The sequence below is a fragment of the Salsuginibacillus kocurii DSM 18087 genome (assembly GCF_000377705.1).
GTDB classification, from domain to species: Bacteria; Bacillota; Bacilli; order Bacillales; family Marinococcaceae; genus Salsuginibacillus; species Salsuginibacillus kocurii.
Genome location: NZ_KB898623.1, coordinates 738,504 through 754,283, shown reverse-complemented (window position 1 = coordinate 754,283; position 15,780 = coordinate 738,504). Strand labels below are relative to the sequence as shown.

Here is a 15,780-nt window from a genome sequence, read left to right as displayed (position 1 = left end):
TTAAAGTAGAAAAGAAGAGTGTTTCCATCAGCTGGTGACTCATGAACTGCCAATTGGGGTTTATGAGTTGCCACTGGTATAAAAATAAGATGATGCAGGTGATGGTATGGAGAAAAAATATAAAGGACCAACTGGAATACTAGGATTTCCAATCGCTCCTTTTACAAACAACGGGCAAGTTGATGAACAGGCGCTTGAAAGTAATGTTGATTTTCTTGTGAAAGAAGGATTAGGAGCCATTTTTATCAATGCCGGCTCTAGTGAATTTCAATCCTTAAGTACAGAGGAATATGAATTAATGCTTGATGTTACTTTAGCAACTACGAATGGAAAGGTACCTGTATATACGGGCGTAGGAGGGAACATTAGCGCGGCAGTTAAATTAGCAGAGTTATCAGAAGCCAAGGGAGCAGAAGGCTATCTCATTATGCCGCCATATTTGATACATGGTGAACAAGAGGGCCTATACCATTATTATAAGACAATTATTGAAAGCACGAACCTTAAAGCGCTTCTGTATCAAAGAGATAATGCCATTTTTACGACCGATACATTGAAAAAATTAGCAGACTTTGAGCAAGTGGTCGGTTTCAAAGATGGGCATGGTGATATGGAATTAAATATTGAAATAAGTCATGCTCTAAGAAATCGTTTGAGGCTAATGAACGGCATGCCATTTGCAGAAGTAACGATGCCTTCTTATTACTCTATCGGCTTTGAGACATATTCTTCTGCCCTTTCTAATTATCTTCCTCATATCTCCAGAATGTTTTTTGAGGCCCTGAAAAACCAGGAGGAAGATCGTGTATCCGAACTGTATCAAGATGTCATATTACCAATAAACCAAATCAGGAAGTTGAAAAAAGGTTACGCTGTTTCGCTGATTAAAGCAGGTATGGAAATTGTAGGCCTGCCTGTTGGAGAAGTGGTGAGAGCCCCATTAGTGCCAGTAGAAAGAGAGCACTACCAACAGTTAGAAAACGTCATTAATCGGGCCTTTCAACGTTATCCACTAGCAGACATGAGTGAAGTGAAAAAGTCATAAAACGAGCGCGTTACGTTTCAAAAATTATGAACGGTAAGAGGGATGTTATGTATAAACAATACACAGATCAAGATAAGACGCTTAAAACCCCAGTTATTACGGAAATGCTTGTTTATCCTGTAGCTGGAAAAGACAGTATGCTCCTTAATTTAAGTGGTGCGCATGGTCCTTTATTCACCCGCAATATAGTAATTTTAAAAGACAATTCGGGAGATGTTGGGGTCGGTGAAGTGCCAGGTGGTGAATTGATCCGTCAAACATTGGAAAGCTCGAAAGAATTAGTGGTTGGCAAGTCTATTGGAGAGTACAATTCAGTTTTAAATATGGTATATCGACAATTTGGAGACAAGGATGCTCAAGGAAGAGGAGCACAAACATTTGATCAGCGTACGACGATCCATGTAGTTACAGCATTGGAAGCGGCTTTCCTAGACTTATTAGGGAAATATCTGCAAGTGCCGGTGGCAGCATTACTTGGGGAAGGCCAGCAACGAAAGCATGTTCAAATGTTAGGTTATTTATTTTATGTAGGCGAACGAAGAAAGACCGACCTCCCGTATAAAGGGGAACCGGATAGTGAAGATGCCTGGTGTTATTTACGTAATGAAGAAGCGCTTACTCCTGAAGCTATTGTCAACTTAGCTGAAGCAGCTCAAGAGAGATATGGCTTTAAAGATTTCAAGCTTAAAGGAGGCGTCCTTGCTGGAGAGGAGGAAATAGAAGCCATTACTGCTTTGGCAGAACGGTTCCCAGAAGCTCGTATCACGCTGGATCCAAACGGTGCCTGGTCATTAGAGGAAGCTATTAGGCTATGTAAAGATAAACATCACCTGCTAGCTTATGCAGAAGATCCTTGCGGGCCAGAAGGGAATTTTTCTGCACGAGAGATCATGGCAGAGTTTCGGAGACAGACGGGACTATCAACGGCTACAAATATGATTGCTACTGATTGGAGAGAGATGGGGCATGCGATTCAATCACATGCATTGGATATACCTTTAGCTGACCCCCATTTCTGGACGATGCAAGGGTCAGTGCGGGTTGCTCAAATGTGCAGGGATTGGGGATTAACATGGGGATCTCATTCGAATAATCATTTTGATATTTCATTAGCCATGTTTACCCACGTAGCAGCTGCAGCCCCAGGAGACATCACCGCCATTGATACTCATTGGATATGGCAGGATGGTCAAAACTTAACGAAGGAACCTTTTGAGATTAAAGACGGTTATGTGACTGTACCTGAAAAAGCAGGCTTAGGGATTGAACTAGATATGGATGAAGTGCAAAAAGCGCATGAACGATATGTAACGAACAATTTAAATGCGCGTGACGATTCGATTGCTATGAAGTATTTAATCTCTGATTGGAGCTTTAACCCGAAACAGCCTTGTCTTGTAAGATAAAAGGGTGACTACAAAAGGAGGGAATGATTTGACGGATTATCAACGTTTTCGAGATAAATTAGCTACTATAAACGCGATTAGCATGCTTCCTTTTCACAACGAATCTAAAGACATTCACTGGGAAGGGCTGCGCCAAAATATAAACTTTCTCTTAGATAACGATACGGAAGTGATTATACCCAATGGAAATACGGGTGAATTTTATACGTTAACCGTTGAAGAAGCAAAAGAGGTTACTAGAGAAGTGGTTAACCTGGTAAACGGGCAAGCGACAGTAGTGGCAGGGGTTGGTTATTCAGTTGATACAGCCATTGAGTTAGGGAAGGCAGCAGAAGACGACGGAGCAGATTGTGTGATGATTCATCAACCTGTTCATCCGTTTATCACTGATCAAGGGGCCGTTTCCTATTTTAAAAAAATAATAGAAGCTTTAGATATACCTTCTGTTATTTACTTTAAAGACCCTCATCTAAGTGATGATGTATTAACAGAACTAGCCAGCCTGGAGAAACTAGTAGGTGTTAAATATGCGGTGAATGATGTGCCAAGGATCACCAAACTGATTAGACAGACGCCGGCTGAACATAATATTGCATGGATTTGTGGGACAGCAGAAAAGTGGGCTCCGTTTTTCCATTTTGCAGGTACAGTCGGATTTACTTCTGGATTAATTAACGTTCACCCGGAAAAGTCTCAGCAAATGTTACGTGCTATGCGTGATGGTGACACGGAAAGTATGTGGATGGCATGGGAAGATGCTTTAGCTTTTGAAGAGTTGCGGGCTAAATATAATAATGGCAATAATGTGGTGGTTATTAAAGAAACGATGGAACAATTAGGAATGATCGGCGGGGTTCCAAGAGAACCGGTAGGCCCATTGAATGAACAAGATAAACGAGAAGTAGCAGCCATTATAGAAGGCTGGGACTTCTCCCTCCAAAATAACTAATAGAAAGGAGAGCTGCCTATGGAGATGACTGCGGCTAAAGCTATAGTTGAAGTTATGCAGAGAGAAGGCGTGGAAAAAGCTTTCTGTGTACCTGGAGAGAGTTATCTCGACGTTCTTGATGAACTCTATTGTCATTCAAGTATTGAAGTAATTAGTGGGAGACACGAAGGCGGAGTCTCTTTTATGACAGAGGGATATGCAAAGAGTTCAGGAAAAGTGGGGGTTTGTATGGCCACCCGAGGACCGGGAGCTACAAACCTTTCAATTGGTTTACACACCGCCTATCAGGATTCTACTCCAGTTGTAGCCTTTGTGGGTCAAGTAGAAAGGCAGTTTAGAAATCGAGAGGGCTTTCAAGAAATCGATTTGGCAGGATATTTTAATCATATTCTCAAGTGGTCGATCGAAATAGATGATGCTTCGCGCGTGCCAGAATTAGTGCACCGTGCTTTTCATACTGCAAGAACGGGGCGGCCTGGGCCTGTGTTAGTATCTCTCCCTCAAGATGTCTTATCTGAAGTGGCGGAAATGCAGTTTCAAGCTCATGAGATTTATGATAATCCATCGCCTCACCCAGCAGCAATTGCTAAAACAAAAGAGCTATTGGAAGCAGCAAGCAAACCGGTAATTATAGCCGGTGGAGGGGTTACATTAACGAAATCAGCATCATCATTAACACAATTAGCAGAAACATTGAATATTCCGGTGCTGACTTCGTTTAGAAGATATGATGCTTTCCCTAACCAACATCAAAATTATACAGGTACGCTTGGGTTAGGAAGTAAAAAATACGTCATAGATATGGTGCAAGAAGCCGACCTTGTTATAGCAGTGGGCACTCGTTTTTCTCAAACGATGACCCAGGATTATACATTACTGACCCCGGACACGAAATTGATTCACGTCGATATCTCTTCCGAGGAAATCAATAAAGTGTATTCCCCTACTGTAGGGATTGTCGCAGATGCGAAAGCGTTCATTGAAACGCTGTTAGAAGAATTACCTGCCGACCTTGTTGTTCCACCAGAACGGACACAATTTGCACAGGAAGCTAGAAAAAACTATGAAGGTATAGCGACCCCGCGAGAGAAATATGATGATCAGTTCGTTAATTTAGAAGGCCTTATTTATGATTTTAATCAAATCCTGCCAGAAGATACTGTAATCACTTCAGATGCAGGTAACTTCTTCGGGTGGTTATCTAGGTTCTACCAATTTAAAACTGAGGGAACCTATGTCGGCCCAACCTCAGGCGCTATGGGATACGGTCTGCCAGCTGCAATAGGAAGCAAAATTGCCCAACCTGATAAGCCCGTGGTAGCTTTTTGTGGTGATGGGGGGCTGATGATGACGGTCCAAGAGTTAGAAACTGCCGTTCGCTATAAGATTCCAATTATAGTGATTGTAGCTAATAACAACATGTATGGAACGATTCGCATGCATCAGGAGATCAAGTTCCCATCCAGAGTGGTTGGTACCTCTTTAAATAATCCGAATTTTGCTGAAATGATGGAGCTGATGGGTGGATATGGTGAATCGATAGAAAGTAACAAAGAATTTTCCAAAGCATTGGAGCGGGCGATGGAGTCGAATATGCCGGCTTTAATAGAACTAAAGACTGACCCAGATCAAGTTACGGTTGATAAAGCGATCAGCACATTACATCAAACATAATTGGTGTTTTTAGTGATAAGACCGAACGTAACAGCTCAACTATTTTTATAACGTAAGGAGAGGAGAGCATGACACAAACCTATTTAAACTTTATAAATGGTGAATGGGCCGCCTCAGAAACAAATCAAACCATTGAAAGTATAAATCCAGCAAATAATGAAGTGATTGGAGAAGTACAGAATTCTTCAAAAGAAAATGTACACCAAGCGACATTAGGTGCTAAACATGCGCTGCGAACATGGAAAAATAAATCCCCGGTAGAACGAGGAACTCTTTTAAACAAAGCAGCAGATCATTTAGAACATCAACTTGACGATATAGCTACAACCGCAACCCTCGAAATGGGAAAAACCATAGCAGAAACAAAAGGTGAAGTCATGAGAGGAGTTGCCATTTTACGCTATTACGCACAGGAAGGACTGCGTCAAACTGGAGAAGTCATCCCGTCGATGGGAGAGAAAAACTTTCTCTATACTCAACGAGTACCAGTAGGCGTTGTTGGGGTTATTTCACCTTGGAACTTTCCAATTGCTATCCCCATTTGGAAAATGGCGCCTGCCCTGATTTACGGAAACACGGTTGTATTTAAACCAGCCACTGAAACTGCCATCACTGCTGTTAAAATTGTTGAAGCAATGAATGAAGCAGGCTTTCCTGAAGGTGTAATTAACTTGGTTACAGGAAAAGGATCGGTAGTAGGTCAAGAAATAATAGATCACGCAAATGTTAACGCGATAACGTTTACAGGTTCGAATCAAGTTGGGAAACAAGTTGCAGAAGGAGCTATCGCTAAAGGAGCTAAATATCAGCTCGAAATGGGAGGGAAAAACCCGGCTATTGTCCTCGAAGATGCAGATTTAGACCTCGCAGCCGAACTAAGTGTGAACGGTGCCATGAAACATACCGGACAAAAGTGTACAGCCACAAGCCGCGTGTTCATTCAAGACGCTGTTTACGATCGTTTTAAAGAGAAAGTATTAGACAGAGTAAAAGCGATAAAGGTAGGAGATGGCTTGCAGGAAGACGTCTATATGGGACCACTCGCTTCCCGGCAGCAAATCGATAAAGTGCAGAGCTATGTTAAAAAAGGGGAAGAAGAAGGAGCCACCCTTATTTATGGAGGTGGGGTTCCTCAAGGCGAAGAATTCGCTAATGGATTTTTCATTGAACCTGCCGTTTTTGAGAACGTGACAAACCAAATGGCTATTGCTCAGGATGAAATTTTCGGGCCTGTATTGTGTTTGATCAGAGTATCCGATTTTGATGAAGCATTAACGCTAGCTAACGATACAGATTATGGATTAAGCGCTTCTTTATTTACTAGAGATATTGCTAAAGCATTTGATTTTGTTTCTGAAATTGAAGCCGGCCTTATTAAAGTGAATGGGGAAAGTGCAGGGGTAGAACCTCAAGCCCCATTTGGAGGGATGAAAGCTTCTAGTTCCCATTCGAGAGAACAAGGGACAGCAGCAAAAGAATTCTTCACCTCTATTAAAACCATTACGATCACACCAACCCCGTAAAGAGGAGGAAGGCCATTAGTGGCCTTTTTCTTCATTACGCAGTAAACCCAATCCTCATATAAAACAGAGAGGAACAGACGCATTCAGCTTTACAGGAGGTGCTTATCACTGCTTATTTCAAAAATAGAAACGATACGAATGAGTGAACATCCACGTGAACTTATAGTCCGCATTCATACAGATGAAGGAGTAACCGGTTTAGGGGAAACAAATGCTAAACCTTCTGCGGTAGAAGAGATGATCCATAGCGTATGTTCAGAATTACTACTCGGAGAAAATCCCCTTAATATCGAAAAAATATGGTCCACTTTCTATCGAATGTTTAATCATCATGGCTATGCTGGAACAGAGCTGCGAGCATTAAGCGCTATCGATATTGCGTTGTGGGATATCCTCGGGAAAGTATCGAAGCAGCCATTATATCGGCTCTTAGGCGGAGCTTCGCGCGAACAAATAAAAGTATATAACACCAGTGTTGGCTACATGGAGAATAATGATCGAGACCGCTTTATTGAAGAGCCTGAAAAACTAGCGGAAGAATTACTCGAGCAAGGAATTTCGGTTATGAAAATATGGCCATTTGACGAATTAAGCGTTGAGAGTCAGGGGAATTATATCTCTCCCAGTCTTTTAAAAAAAGGAATAGAACCTTTTAAGAAAATACGACAAGAGTTTGGGACAGAAATGGAACTTATTCTTGAAGGCCACGGACGCTGGAATCTAACTAGCGCCACCCGTATTGCAAAAGAACTAGAAGAGTACGAATTGCTTTGGCTTGAAGATCTTATGCCTGTTCATAATCTTGATACGATATCCCAGTTAAAACAATCAACTCAACTTCCGATTGGTGCAAGCGAGCGATTATTCACTAGATATCAATATCACCAGCTATTAGAAAAAAACGGGGCAGATGTCGTCATTGCTGACCCAGCTTGGACGGGAGGCATCACCGAAACAAAGAAAATAGCAGACCTTGCTGAAATCTACGGCCTCCCTTTTGCTCCCCATAATTGTGGTGGGCCCATCCTTCACACAACGATCGCTCATCTTTGTTTTAACATCCCCAACTTATTAATGATGGAAACGGTGCGTGCTTTTTATGATACGTATTTTGAGGATGTAGTTAATGGCATACCTACAGTTGCAAATGGATCTATTGTCCCTCCAGAAAGGCCCGGCCTAGGGATAGAGTTAAACGAAGACATCTTTACACGCACAGACTTAACCCAGCGCATATCGGAGAATGAGAGTCGAAATGGAGAAATGAAAGTATACAACTTATCAGGAAAAGGGGACCCATGGAAAACGTAACCTGTAGAGGTGGAGACAATAAGACACAATTTGCAGCTGGGGTGATTATGAACGGTGATTGCAGACACATTCTGCAGCCGCCAGGCACTTAACCATTAGAAGAGCCAAGGAGTGTTGCAGACGTCTCCTTGGCTCTTATTCTAGCTGTATTTCCTTACGCGCTTAGCTGGTTAATTATCTTCCATTATTTTTGTTTAATATGGCGAGAAGGGCAGTTATACATAAAGAAGAAATCACAATATAGAAGATATTTATTCATATATATATAAATTTCCCGGGAAATTTTAAAACCAGCCAATGAGTAAAGGGATTTTACGTTTAAAGTAATTTAATGTTCAATGGTCCGATCATTCACGTCCCGACGTATCGGTTACATCGACTTCAATGTATGTTTGCTCCTCGGCAGCGATTTTCGCCTGGGCGCTCGTCATGTTTGTGATCCAATTATGAAATTCTTCATTTTGAGCGACGGGGACATAGATGAAGAACGTTGCTTGTTCCTCATAGCGAATATCCATTAAATCAAACGACGACTCACGCAGTTCATTTTCCACTTTTCCAATCCAGGTATAATCGACAGTTACAGTAAATATATCCATTAACTGACGCTCCACCACGCCAATATGATTCAATCCTTCAGAAGTTGAACTTCCATATGCGCGAATCAGGCCGCCCGCGCCTAGCTTAATGCCGCCAAAGTAGCGGGTAACAACAACAGCGGTGTCTTTTAATTTTCTTTTCTTTAACACTTCCAGCATAGGCACTCCGGCTGTGCCACTAGGTTCTCCGTCATCATTCGCCTTTTGAATTTCATCATTTTCGCCAATAATATAAGCAGAACAGTTATGAGTGGCGTTCGCGTGCTGCTTTTTAATGCGGGCAATAAAATCCATCGCTTCTGCTTCCGTCGTCACCCGTTCAAGATAAGCAATAAAACGTGATTTCTGAATTACAATTTCGTGCTCGCCAAATTGTTTAACAGTATAGTAAGAAGTAAGCATAACAAACGGCTCCTTTGGTTAATGTAGATGAAAGTTGCTCTATGTAAAGACCTCACGAATTACCGTGCCGGCAAACCGCTCTAGCTGAGTAGAGGGCTTAATAAATATTTATATAACACAATGATAGCTGATTGGCCATCGGAATAACGTCGCTAACCGCCGCTTTATCACTTTAAGCCAGCAAGCACGTCCTCTATAGCTTAGGGGGGAGAAGGGTGAGCTTGTAAATAAGCGCTTCCCAGTTTGAAGCTTGTTACTTTAAAAGAGACGTATGTATAGTTCGATATTGCATTGGTCGCTCCTACTACGTCTTTCTTACTGTCTGGCTGCGCGTGCTAACGACTTGAGATCTCTTTCTCCCACACTGTGGCGGACGCGTCCTCCTCGGTGGGAGAGAAGAGCTCTGCGTCGTTATTCAAGCACACTCCGCCTTTCTTGTCTGGCTGCGGGCGTTAGTGGCTCGAGGTTTTTTCTAGTCCTGACTCCGAGTTTCGGGCAACTCTACGCAGTTCTAGAAAAACTTGTCGCCCCTGAACAAACGCCCTCCGCCTTTCTTACTGTAATTATACCATAATCGGATTGTAAAACTTGCAAAGGACGGGTCATGATATGCTAATAGGGTCGGATGTCTTAGGCGTCTATTCTCGCAGAATTGTGTGATTTCATGAAGATTTACTTTTCTTCCCCTAATAGGTCTTCATGAATGTGCTAAAATAATCATAACGAAGCGATTTTGTTTAAAATAAACAAACGTTCTTCGTTATGTGAAGCTGGGGGATTTCTCATGCAGCCAACGAACAATTTGGATCAAGTGATTGGCAAAATGCTAGATACAGTGAGTGAAAGCAAAGAACAGATTTTTAACATTAGCGAGCAGTCTCGCGCCGAATATCAGACATTAGAAGAAGAATTAAGAGCCGTTCGAATTCGAGTCAATGAAGTGATTGATAAGGTTGATACTAACGAGAATAAGGCCAAACTTGCAAGAAATCGGCTTGCCCAAGTCAGCCGAGAATTTCAGAATTTCTCCAATGAAGAGGTTCGTAAGGCTTATGAAGACGCCAATGAATACCAAGTAACATTAGCTGTTTTGCAACAAGAAGAAGAACAGCTTAGGTCGAGAAGAGACCGAATTGAACGGCGCCTTTTAAACCTAGAAGAAACCATTGATCGAGCAGAATCACTAGTTGGACAAGTATCAGTCGTTCAAAACTTCTTAACAGGAGATTTACAAAAGGTTGGCGAAATAGTAGCTGATGCTGAAGAAAAACAGGCCTTTGGTCTTAAGATTATTGAAGCGCAAGAAGAAGAAAGAAAACGGGTAGCACGGGATATTCATGATGGTCCGGCCCAAATGTTAGCAAACGTTTTGCTGCGCTCAGAGCTTGTCGAACGAGTGTATCAAGAAGAAGGCATTCAACAAGCTCTTGCTGAAATAAGAGACGTACGAGGAATGGTCAAAACGAGTCTAGCAGAAGTTCGCCGCATTATTTATGACTTGCGGCCGATGGCTTTAGATGATCTCGGGTTAGTTCCAACCTTACGGAAATACTTGCAGAACTTAAATGAAAATACGGATCTATCCCTTCGATTTTCGAATTATGGGGATGAGAAACGCCTTCCTCCTAACTTCGAAGTCGGGCTGTTTCGACTCGTTCAAGAAGCTGTTCAAAACGCACTAAAACACGCAGAACCAACAGACATCCACGTAAAAATCGAAATGAGGCCTCAGCACATTAATATGATTATTCAAGATAATGGCAAAGGCTTCGACCAGGAAAACAAACGAGACGATTCCTTTGGATTAATCGGTATGAGAGAGCGTGTCCAGAACTTAAAAGGAGAGCTGGACATCCAATCTGCCTCTAATCAAGGGACAAAGATTATTATTCGTGTCCCTCTGAACGAATAGTCATGCGTAAAAAAACCTAGAAATGGGAACAAAAATAATAGGAAAGTGTACCAAAAAGAGGGCATCTTTCGTCTCAGCTTAGTTTATACACCAAGATACAAAATGACATGAACGACTTTGAAAGGATGAGAGAATATGCAAGAACGGATCGAGAACCAAGTAAAATTACTATTAATTGATGACCATAAATTGTTCCGTGAAGGAGTGAAGCGTATCCTTGCCATGGAACCAGGCTTTGATATTGTAGCAGAAGGCGATGATGGTAACGAAGCCGCAACTCTTGTAGCCACATACCAGCCGGATGTCGTGCTTATGGACATCAACATGCCGGAAGTAAACGGCGTAGAAGCAACCAAAGAAATTACTGCTCAATTCCCTGGCGTGAAAGTCCTCATTCTTTCAATACATGATGATGAATCCTACGTAACTCACGTCTTAAAAACTGGTGCCGCCGGCTACTTATTAAAAGAAATGGATGCCGATGCTTTAATTGAAGCGGTGAAAGTCGTTAGTTCAGGCGGAGCCTACATTCACCCTAAAGTCACCCATAACCTCATTAAAGAGTACCGCCGTTTGGCCACGGGTGGCGATGAGGACAGCGACAACGAAATCGGCTACAAAGAAGTCGAATACCGCAAACCGCTACATCTACTCACACGCCGCGAGTGCGAAGTGCTCCAACTTATGACTGACGGATACAGCAACCGCATGATTGGCGAAACCCTCTACATCAGTGAAAAAACAGTCAAAAACCACGTCAGTAACATTTTGCAAAAAATGAACGTAAACGACCGCACCCAAGCCGTCGTAGAATCGATCAAAAAAGGCTACGTTATTGTCCGCTAAGATAAAAGGAGCTGTCTCAAGCGAAGGGACAGCTCCTTTTATCTTTACTTATACGAGAACACTGCAGTTTCAAACCAACCTTTTTTTAGCCCTCCTGAAAATAATCTCCAAACTCTCTTGAATCACATGGAAGCGCAGGATAAGATAAAAAGAGATGAGAATCGACCTATGCAAGAAAAACTAGAGCCAAAAGACTAAAACGAAATTAAAAAGCGAGGGCTTACCCATGGCAAACATAGCAATCGTAACAGACAGCACCGCTTACTTATCCCAAGAAACCATTGACGCATACGGTATCCATACGATCCCACTAAGCGTCGTTTTTGGCGACAAAGTCTATGAAGAAGAAATCGACCTCACCACCGAAGAGTTTTACGACAAAATGCGCGCCAGCGACCAGCTGCCAACCACGTCTCAACCGCCACTCGGCCGCTTCCTCGAGCTTTTCGAAGAACTAGGCCAAACCTACGACGCCATCATCACCATCCATTTATCGAGCGGCATCAGCGGCACCTACCAAACCGCCCTAAGCGCCGGTGAATCCGTCGAAAACATCGAAGTATACGGATTCGACTCCGAAATCAGCTGCGCCCCCCAAGGCTACTACGCCATCGAAGCAGCCAAAATGGCAGCCGAAGACTACACCGTCGACGATATTCTTGACCGACTCAACGAAATGAAACAAAACATGAGAGCTTACTTCGTCGTAGATAATCTCAATCACCTGCACCGCGGCGGCAGACTAAGCGGCGCCCAAGCACTCGTCGGCAGCCTGCTTCAAATCAAACCAGTGCTGCACTTTGAAGACAAGCTCATCGTCCCGTACGAAAAAGTACGCACCGCCAAAAAAGCACTAAACCGCGTCTACGAACTCTTTGCCGAAGACGCCAACACCAACGACCACATCCGCGCCACCATCATCCACGCCAACCACCCCGACAAAGCCGAAAAAATGAAAGCCGAACTCGAAGCCAAACACGACAACATCACCATCGACATCAGCTATTTCGGCCCCGTCATCGCCACCCACCTCGGCGAACACAGCCTAGGTCTTGGTTGGTATAAAACAAAAGCATAGACGTCCTGTATAGAGCGAACGACTGCAGCCGCGCCCATCCGTGGGGGCGGCCAGCTGTTTAGCTGACCAATCGTCTTCCAAGGGCGCGGACCAAATACGCCCGACTCACCCCCACCAAAACCCCCGCACAAGGAGAGATACCCACATGCACCTTCCCGATCCCAATCCCCTCCACACCGCCACGCAGCAACTCAGCTTTTATATATGGACACGCCTCCCGTCCGCCGCCCTCGCCCAGCCCCCGGCTGCCCGAGCCCGCCTCCACGGCACCAGCCGCCACCTCAGCGGCCGCCGCCTCCCCACGCGCGAGGTCCCTGGCACAGCCAGCGACCTCGCGCTCCTAGACGTTCTCCGCCTCCTGAAGCGGGAGCCAGCCCTCAGCCCGCTCCACCGCTTCCCGCGGCGCACCGCCTGGCGCTGCACCCGCTGCGGCAACACGTCCGCCGCCGGCTTCACCCAGCTCCCCGACGGCCGTACCTATTGCCGCCTCTGCATCGACATGGGCCGCATGACCGAAGGAGACATTCTCTACAGCTGGCGCGGACCGGCGCCCAGCGCCCGTCCGGCCCGCCTCGCCTGGGAAGGTACACTCACGCCCGCGCAGCAGCAAGGCGCTGCCGCGCTCGAAGCCGCCGTCGGCAGGGGAGAAGAACACCTCATCTGGGCCGTCTGCGGCGCCGGCAAAACAGAAATGCTTTTTCCCGCGCTTCTGAAAAGTCTCGCCCGCGGCGAACGCGCCGTGATTGCCACGCCGCGCGCCGACGTTGTTCTGGAGCTGCTCCCGCGCCTCAAGCAAGCCTTCCCCGAGACAGAGATCACCGGCTTATACGGCGGCAGCTCCGACCGTGACCGCTACGGCCAGCTCGTCATCGCCACCACCCATCAGCTCCGTCGCTACGCCCGCGCCTTCGACCTCGTCATAATTGATGAAATCGACGCCTTTCCCTATACATTTGACGAAACGCTGCAATACGCCGTCTCGCAAGCGGCCCGGCCGACCGCAACCACCATCTATCTGACCGCCACGCCAACAAACGCCCTTAAGACCCGTTTGCGCCGCCGTACCCTTCCTTACACGCTCATCCCGCGCCGCTACCACGGCTTCGATCTGCCGCGGCCGCGCCTGCAGTGGATCGGTAATTGGCAGAAGCAAATGGAGAAGGGCCGTGTCCCGCCCGCTTTGCGCTCTTGGCTTGAGTCCCACGAGAAGGCCGGCCGCTCCGTCTTCCTCTTTGTGCCGAGCATCTCCTCTGCCGCACAACTGACGGAGCTCACCGGCGCTCCCGCCGTCCACGCCAGCGACCCCGAGCGGCGCGAACGCGTCGCCGCTTTCCGCGCCGGCCACATTCCCGTGTTGATCACCACCACCATCCTAGAACGCGGCGTCACCATCGCCAACGCCCAAGTCGCCGTCATCGGCGCCGATGACGACATCTTCACCGCCAGCGCACTCACGCAAATAGCAGGCCGCGCCGGCCGCAGCGCTAGCGCCCCCGCTGCTGACGTCACCTTCTTCCACCACGGCAAAACCGACGCCATCGTCGCCTGCCGCCGCTATATCGACGCCATGAACCACGGCCGCGCCCCGTTGTAGAAGATGAATGACGCGGCACGGCGCGCTCACGTAGCGTGACGCAACAACATTTGGTCGTCACGCCACAAGAGGAGAGCACGACGCAACAACATTTGGACGTCACGCCACAAGAGGAGAACACGACGCCCCAACAAATTATTTCGACACCACAACAGAGGAGCATCACGCCACAACCGGGGGGAGTGACGCCACAACCCCGCCAAACAACCAATCCCCCGTAATTCCATTCGGAAGCGCTGCGCCCACGCAGCGCAACAGCATTTTACAAATTACCAAAACGAAGCGCTGCCTCCGCAGCGCCACCTTACATCTTTTGTCATCCACAACGCCGAAATAGCCTCACTGCGCAAGGCAGTCGCGTGACTGCGCAATCAAACGGCGTGACTACGCAACACAATAGCGCCACTGCGCAATCAACCAGCGTGACTACGCAACCCCGACGCTCCACTACGCAACACGACGAGCCCACCACGCAATCCAACTAAAAAGGAGAGACCCCCATGCCCATCACCATCAAACCCCGCACCAAATCCACCGAACTCAGCAAACTCGAAACCCTCGCCCGCCGCCTGCCCGCGCGCCATCCGTCCGCACCGCGTATCAATGACGACCTCGCCCAAACCCGCGCCGGCTACCACGGCGAACAATCCATCGAATATTACCTCCACACCGCGCCCGCATCCGCCCATCTCCTCCACGACCTCCGCCTCAAAGGCCCACATAACTACTTCCAACTCGACCTCCTCATCATCACCGCCAGCACCCTCCACATCATCGAAATCAAAAACATCGCCGGCACCATCCACTATGACCCCCGCACCGGCCAAGCCACCCGCACCCTCGCCGGCCAGACCGAACGCATCAGAAACCCCCTCCACCAAATCAAACGCCAGCACGCCGCCCTCAGCCACTGGCTCAGCGCCCGCGCTCACCCCCAACTCCCCATCCACACCACCGTCATCTTCACCAACCCAGACACCATCCTAGACACCAACTGCCCAGCCGAATTCCACCAAAGCGAACAACTCCCCGAGCTCTTCCAACACTACGATCCCGACACCGTCCCCCACACCGAACTCTCCCGCGACCTCGCCCAATCCCACAAACCCTTAAACCGCAACCTTTTGGAAAAATACAAGATAGACCGACATGCCCTCACTAGAGGCGTCTACTGCGCGCACTGCGAAAGCCGCCTCATGCAAAGACAACGCTACCTCTGGAGATGCCCCTCCTGCGCGCACACCTCCAGAACCGCCCACCACACCGCCCTCAACGAATACGCGCTTCTCTTCGGAAACACCATCACCAACAAACAAGCCAGAGAGTTTTTGAATATACGTTCACGCACAACCGCCAGGACACTGTTGCGCTCAATGAGATTAGTTCACAATGGTAAACAAAGTAACCGAGTATACTATTTGAAATAAGGAAGAATTAAAAT

The 15,780-nt window shown here is 46.6% G+C and carries 12 protein-coding genes; 11 read left to right on the top strand and 1 reads right to left on the bottom strand.

Features of this window, described 5'->3' with window-relative positions; translation table 11 throughout:
• Window positions 1-106 precede the first annotated feature (106 nt).
• The 6 genes from kdgD (at window position 107) to D469_RS19530 (ending at window position 7,908) form a co-directional block, all read left to right on the top strand.
• Entirely contained in the window at window positions 107-1,045 is a 939-nt protein-coding gene (gene kdgD / locus D469_RS0103710) for a 5-dehydro-4-deoxyglucarate dehydratase (RefSeq protein ID WP_018922023.1), read from the top strand.
• A gap of 47 nt (window positions 1,046-1,092) precedes the next feature.
• A complete protein-coding gene (locus tag D469_RS0103705) occupies window positions 1,093-2,451 on the top strand; it encodes an enolase C-terminal domain-like protein (RefSeq protein WP_018922022.1) in 1,359 nt (452 codons plus the stop codon).
• Between the two features lie 28 nt (window positions 2,452-2,479).
• On the top strand, window positions 2,480-3,400 hold the full coding sequence (locus tag D469_RS0103700; RefSeq protein WP_018922021.1) for a dihydrodipicolinate synthase family protein: 921 nt from the start codon (window positions 2,480-2,482) through the stop codon (window positions 3,398-3,400).
• Window positions 3,401-3,418: 18 nt separating this feature from the next.
• Window positions 3,419-5,074 (top strand): thiamine pyrophosphate-dependent enzyme, encoded by a 1,656-nt coding sequence (locus D469_RS0103695; RefSeq protein ID WP_018922020.1) that lies wholly within the window; start codon window positions 3,419-3,421, stop codon window positions 5,072-5,074.
• A gap of 68 nt (window positions 5,075-5,142) precedes the next feature.
• On the top strand, window positions 5,143-6,597 hold the full coding sequence (gene gucD / locus D469_RS0103690; protein WP_018922019.1) for an alpha-ketoglutaric semialdehyde dehydrogenase GucD: 1,455 nt from the start codon (window positions 5,143-5,145) through the stop codon (window positions 6,595-6,597).
• Window positions 6,598-6,735: 138 nt separating this feature from the next.
• Complete coding sequence (locus D469_RS19530) at window positions 6,736-7,908, top strand: mandelate racemase/muconate lactonizing enzyme family protein (protein WP_018922018.1); 1,173 nt, start codon at window positions 6,736-6,738, stop codon at window positions 7,906-7,908.
• A 347-nt stretch (window positions 7,909-8,255) separates the two neighbouring features.
• Here the strand turns inward: D469_RS19530 and D469_RS0103680 are convergent, their stop codons facing one another.
• Entirely contained in the window at window positions 8,256-8,909 is a 654-nt protein-coding gene (locus tag D469_RS0103680; protein WP_018922017.1) for a YigZ family protein, read from the bottom strand.
• Window positions 8,910-9,693: 784 nt separating this feature from the next.
• On the opposite strand from D469_RS0103680, the gene D469_RS0103675 reads away from it, so the two are divergent.
• From D469_RS0103675 to D469_RS21475, 5 genes are all read left to right on the top strand, one after another.
• The gene (locus D469_RS0103675; protein WP_018922016.1) at window positions 9,694-10,821 is read left to right on the top strand and encodes a sensor histidine kinase; all 1,128 of its coding nucleotides are present in this window, start codon (window positions 9,694-9,696) and stop codon (window positions 10,819-10,821) included.
• A gap of 135 nt (window positions 10,822-10,956) precedes the next feature.
• The gene (locus tag D469_RS0103670; protein ID WP_018922015.1) at window positions 10,957-11,667 is read left to right on the top strand and encodes a response regulator transcription factor; all 711 of its coding nucleotides are present in this window, start codon (window positions 10,957-10,959) and stop codon (window positions 11,665-11,667) included.
• A 226-nt stretch (window positions 11,668-11,893) separates the two neighbouring features.
• The gene (locus D469_RS0103665) at window positions 11,894-12,745 is read left to right on the top strand and encodes a DegV family protein (RefSeq protein WP_018922014.1); all 852 of its coding nucleotides are present in this window, start codon (window positions 11,894-11,896) and stop codon (window positions 12,743-12,745) included.
• A 145-nt stretch (window positions 12,746-12,890) separates the two neighbouring features.
• Window positions 12,891-14,339, top strand: a complete 1,449-nt coding sequence (locus tag D469_RS21480; RefSeq protein WP_083910706.1) for an ATP-dependent helicase ComFA — start codon at window positions 12,891-12,893, stop codon at window positions 14,337-14,339.
• A gap of 500 nt (window positions 14,340-14,839) precedes the next feature.
• The gene (locus D469_RS21475) at window positions 14,840-15,766 is read left to right on the top strand and encodes a nuclease-related domain-containing protein (RefSeq protein WP_083910705.1); all 927 of its coding nucleotides are present in this window, start codon (window positions 14,840-14,842) and stop codon (window positions 15,764-15,766) included.
• Window positions 15,767-15,780 lie beyond the last annotated feature (14 nt).

Excerpts from the sequence above, each read along its gene's own strand:
- D469_RS0103675 (WP_018922016.1), top strand. The coding sequence starts at position 9,694 with ATGCAGCCAACGAACAATTTGGATCAAGTGATTGGCAAAATGCTAGAT.
- D469_RS21475 (WP_083910705.1), top strand. The coding sequence starts at position 14,840 with ATGCCCATCACCATCAAACCCCGCACCAAATCCACCGAACTCAGCAAA.
- D469_RS0103670 (WP_018922015.1), top strand. The coding sequence starts at position 10,957 with ATGCAAGAACGGATCGAGAACCAAGTAAAATTACTATTAATTGATGAC.
- D469_RS0103705 (WP_018922022.1), top strand. The coding sequence starts at position 1,093 with ATGTATAAACAATACACAGATCAAGATAAGACGCTTAAAACCCCAGTT.
- kdgD (WP_018922023.1), top strand. The coding sequence starts at position 107 with ATGGAGAAAAAATATAAAGGACCAACTGGAATACTAGGATTTCCAATC.
- D469_RS0103680 (WP_018922017.1), bottom strand. The coding sequence starts at position 8,909 with ATGCTTACTTCTTACTATACTGTTAAACAATTTGGCGAGCACGAAATT.
- D469_RS0103695 (WP_018922020.1), top strand. The coding sequence starts at position 3,419 with ATGGAGATGACTGCGGCTAAAGCTATAGTTGAAGTTATGCAGAGAGAA.
- gucD (WP_018922019.1), top strand. The coding sequence starts at position 5,143 with ATGACACAAACCTATTTAAACTTTATAAATGGTGAATGGGCCGCCTCA.
- D469_RS0103665 (WP_018922014.1), top strand. The coding sequence starts at position 11,894 with ATGGCAAACATAGCAATCGTAACAGACAGCACCGCTTACTTATCCCAA.
- D469_RS21480 (WP_083910706.1), top strand. The coding sequence starts at position 12,891 with ATGCACCTTCCCGATCCCAATCCCCTCCACACCGCCACGCAGCAACTC.
- D469_RS19530 (WP_018922018.1), top strand. The coding sequence starts at position 6,736 with ATGAGTGAACATCCACGTGAACTTATAGTCCGCATTCATACAGATGAA.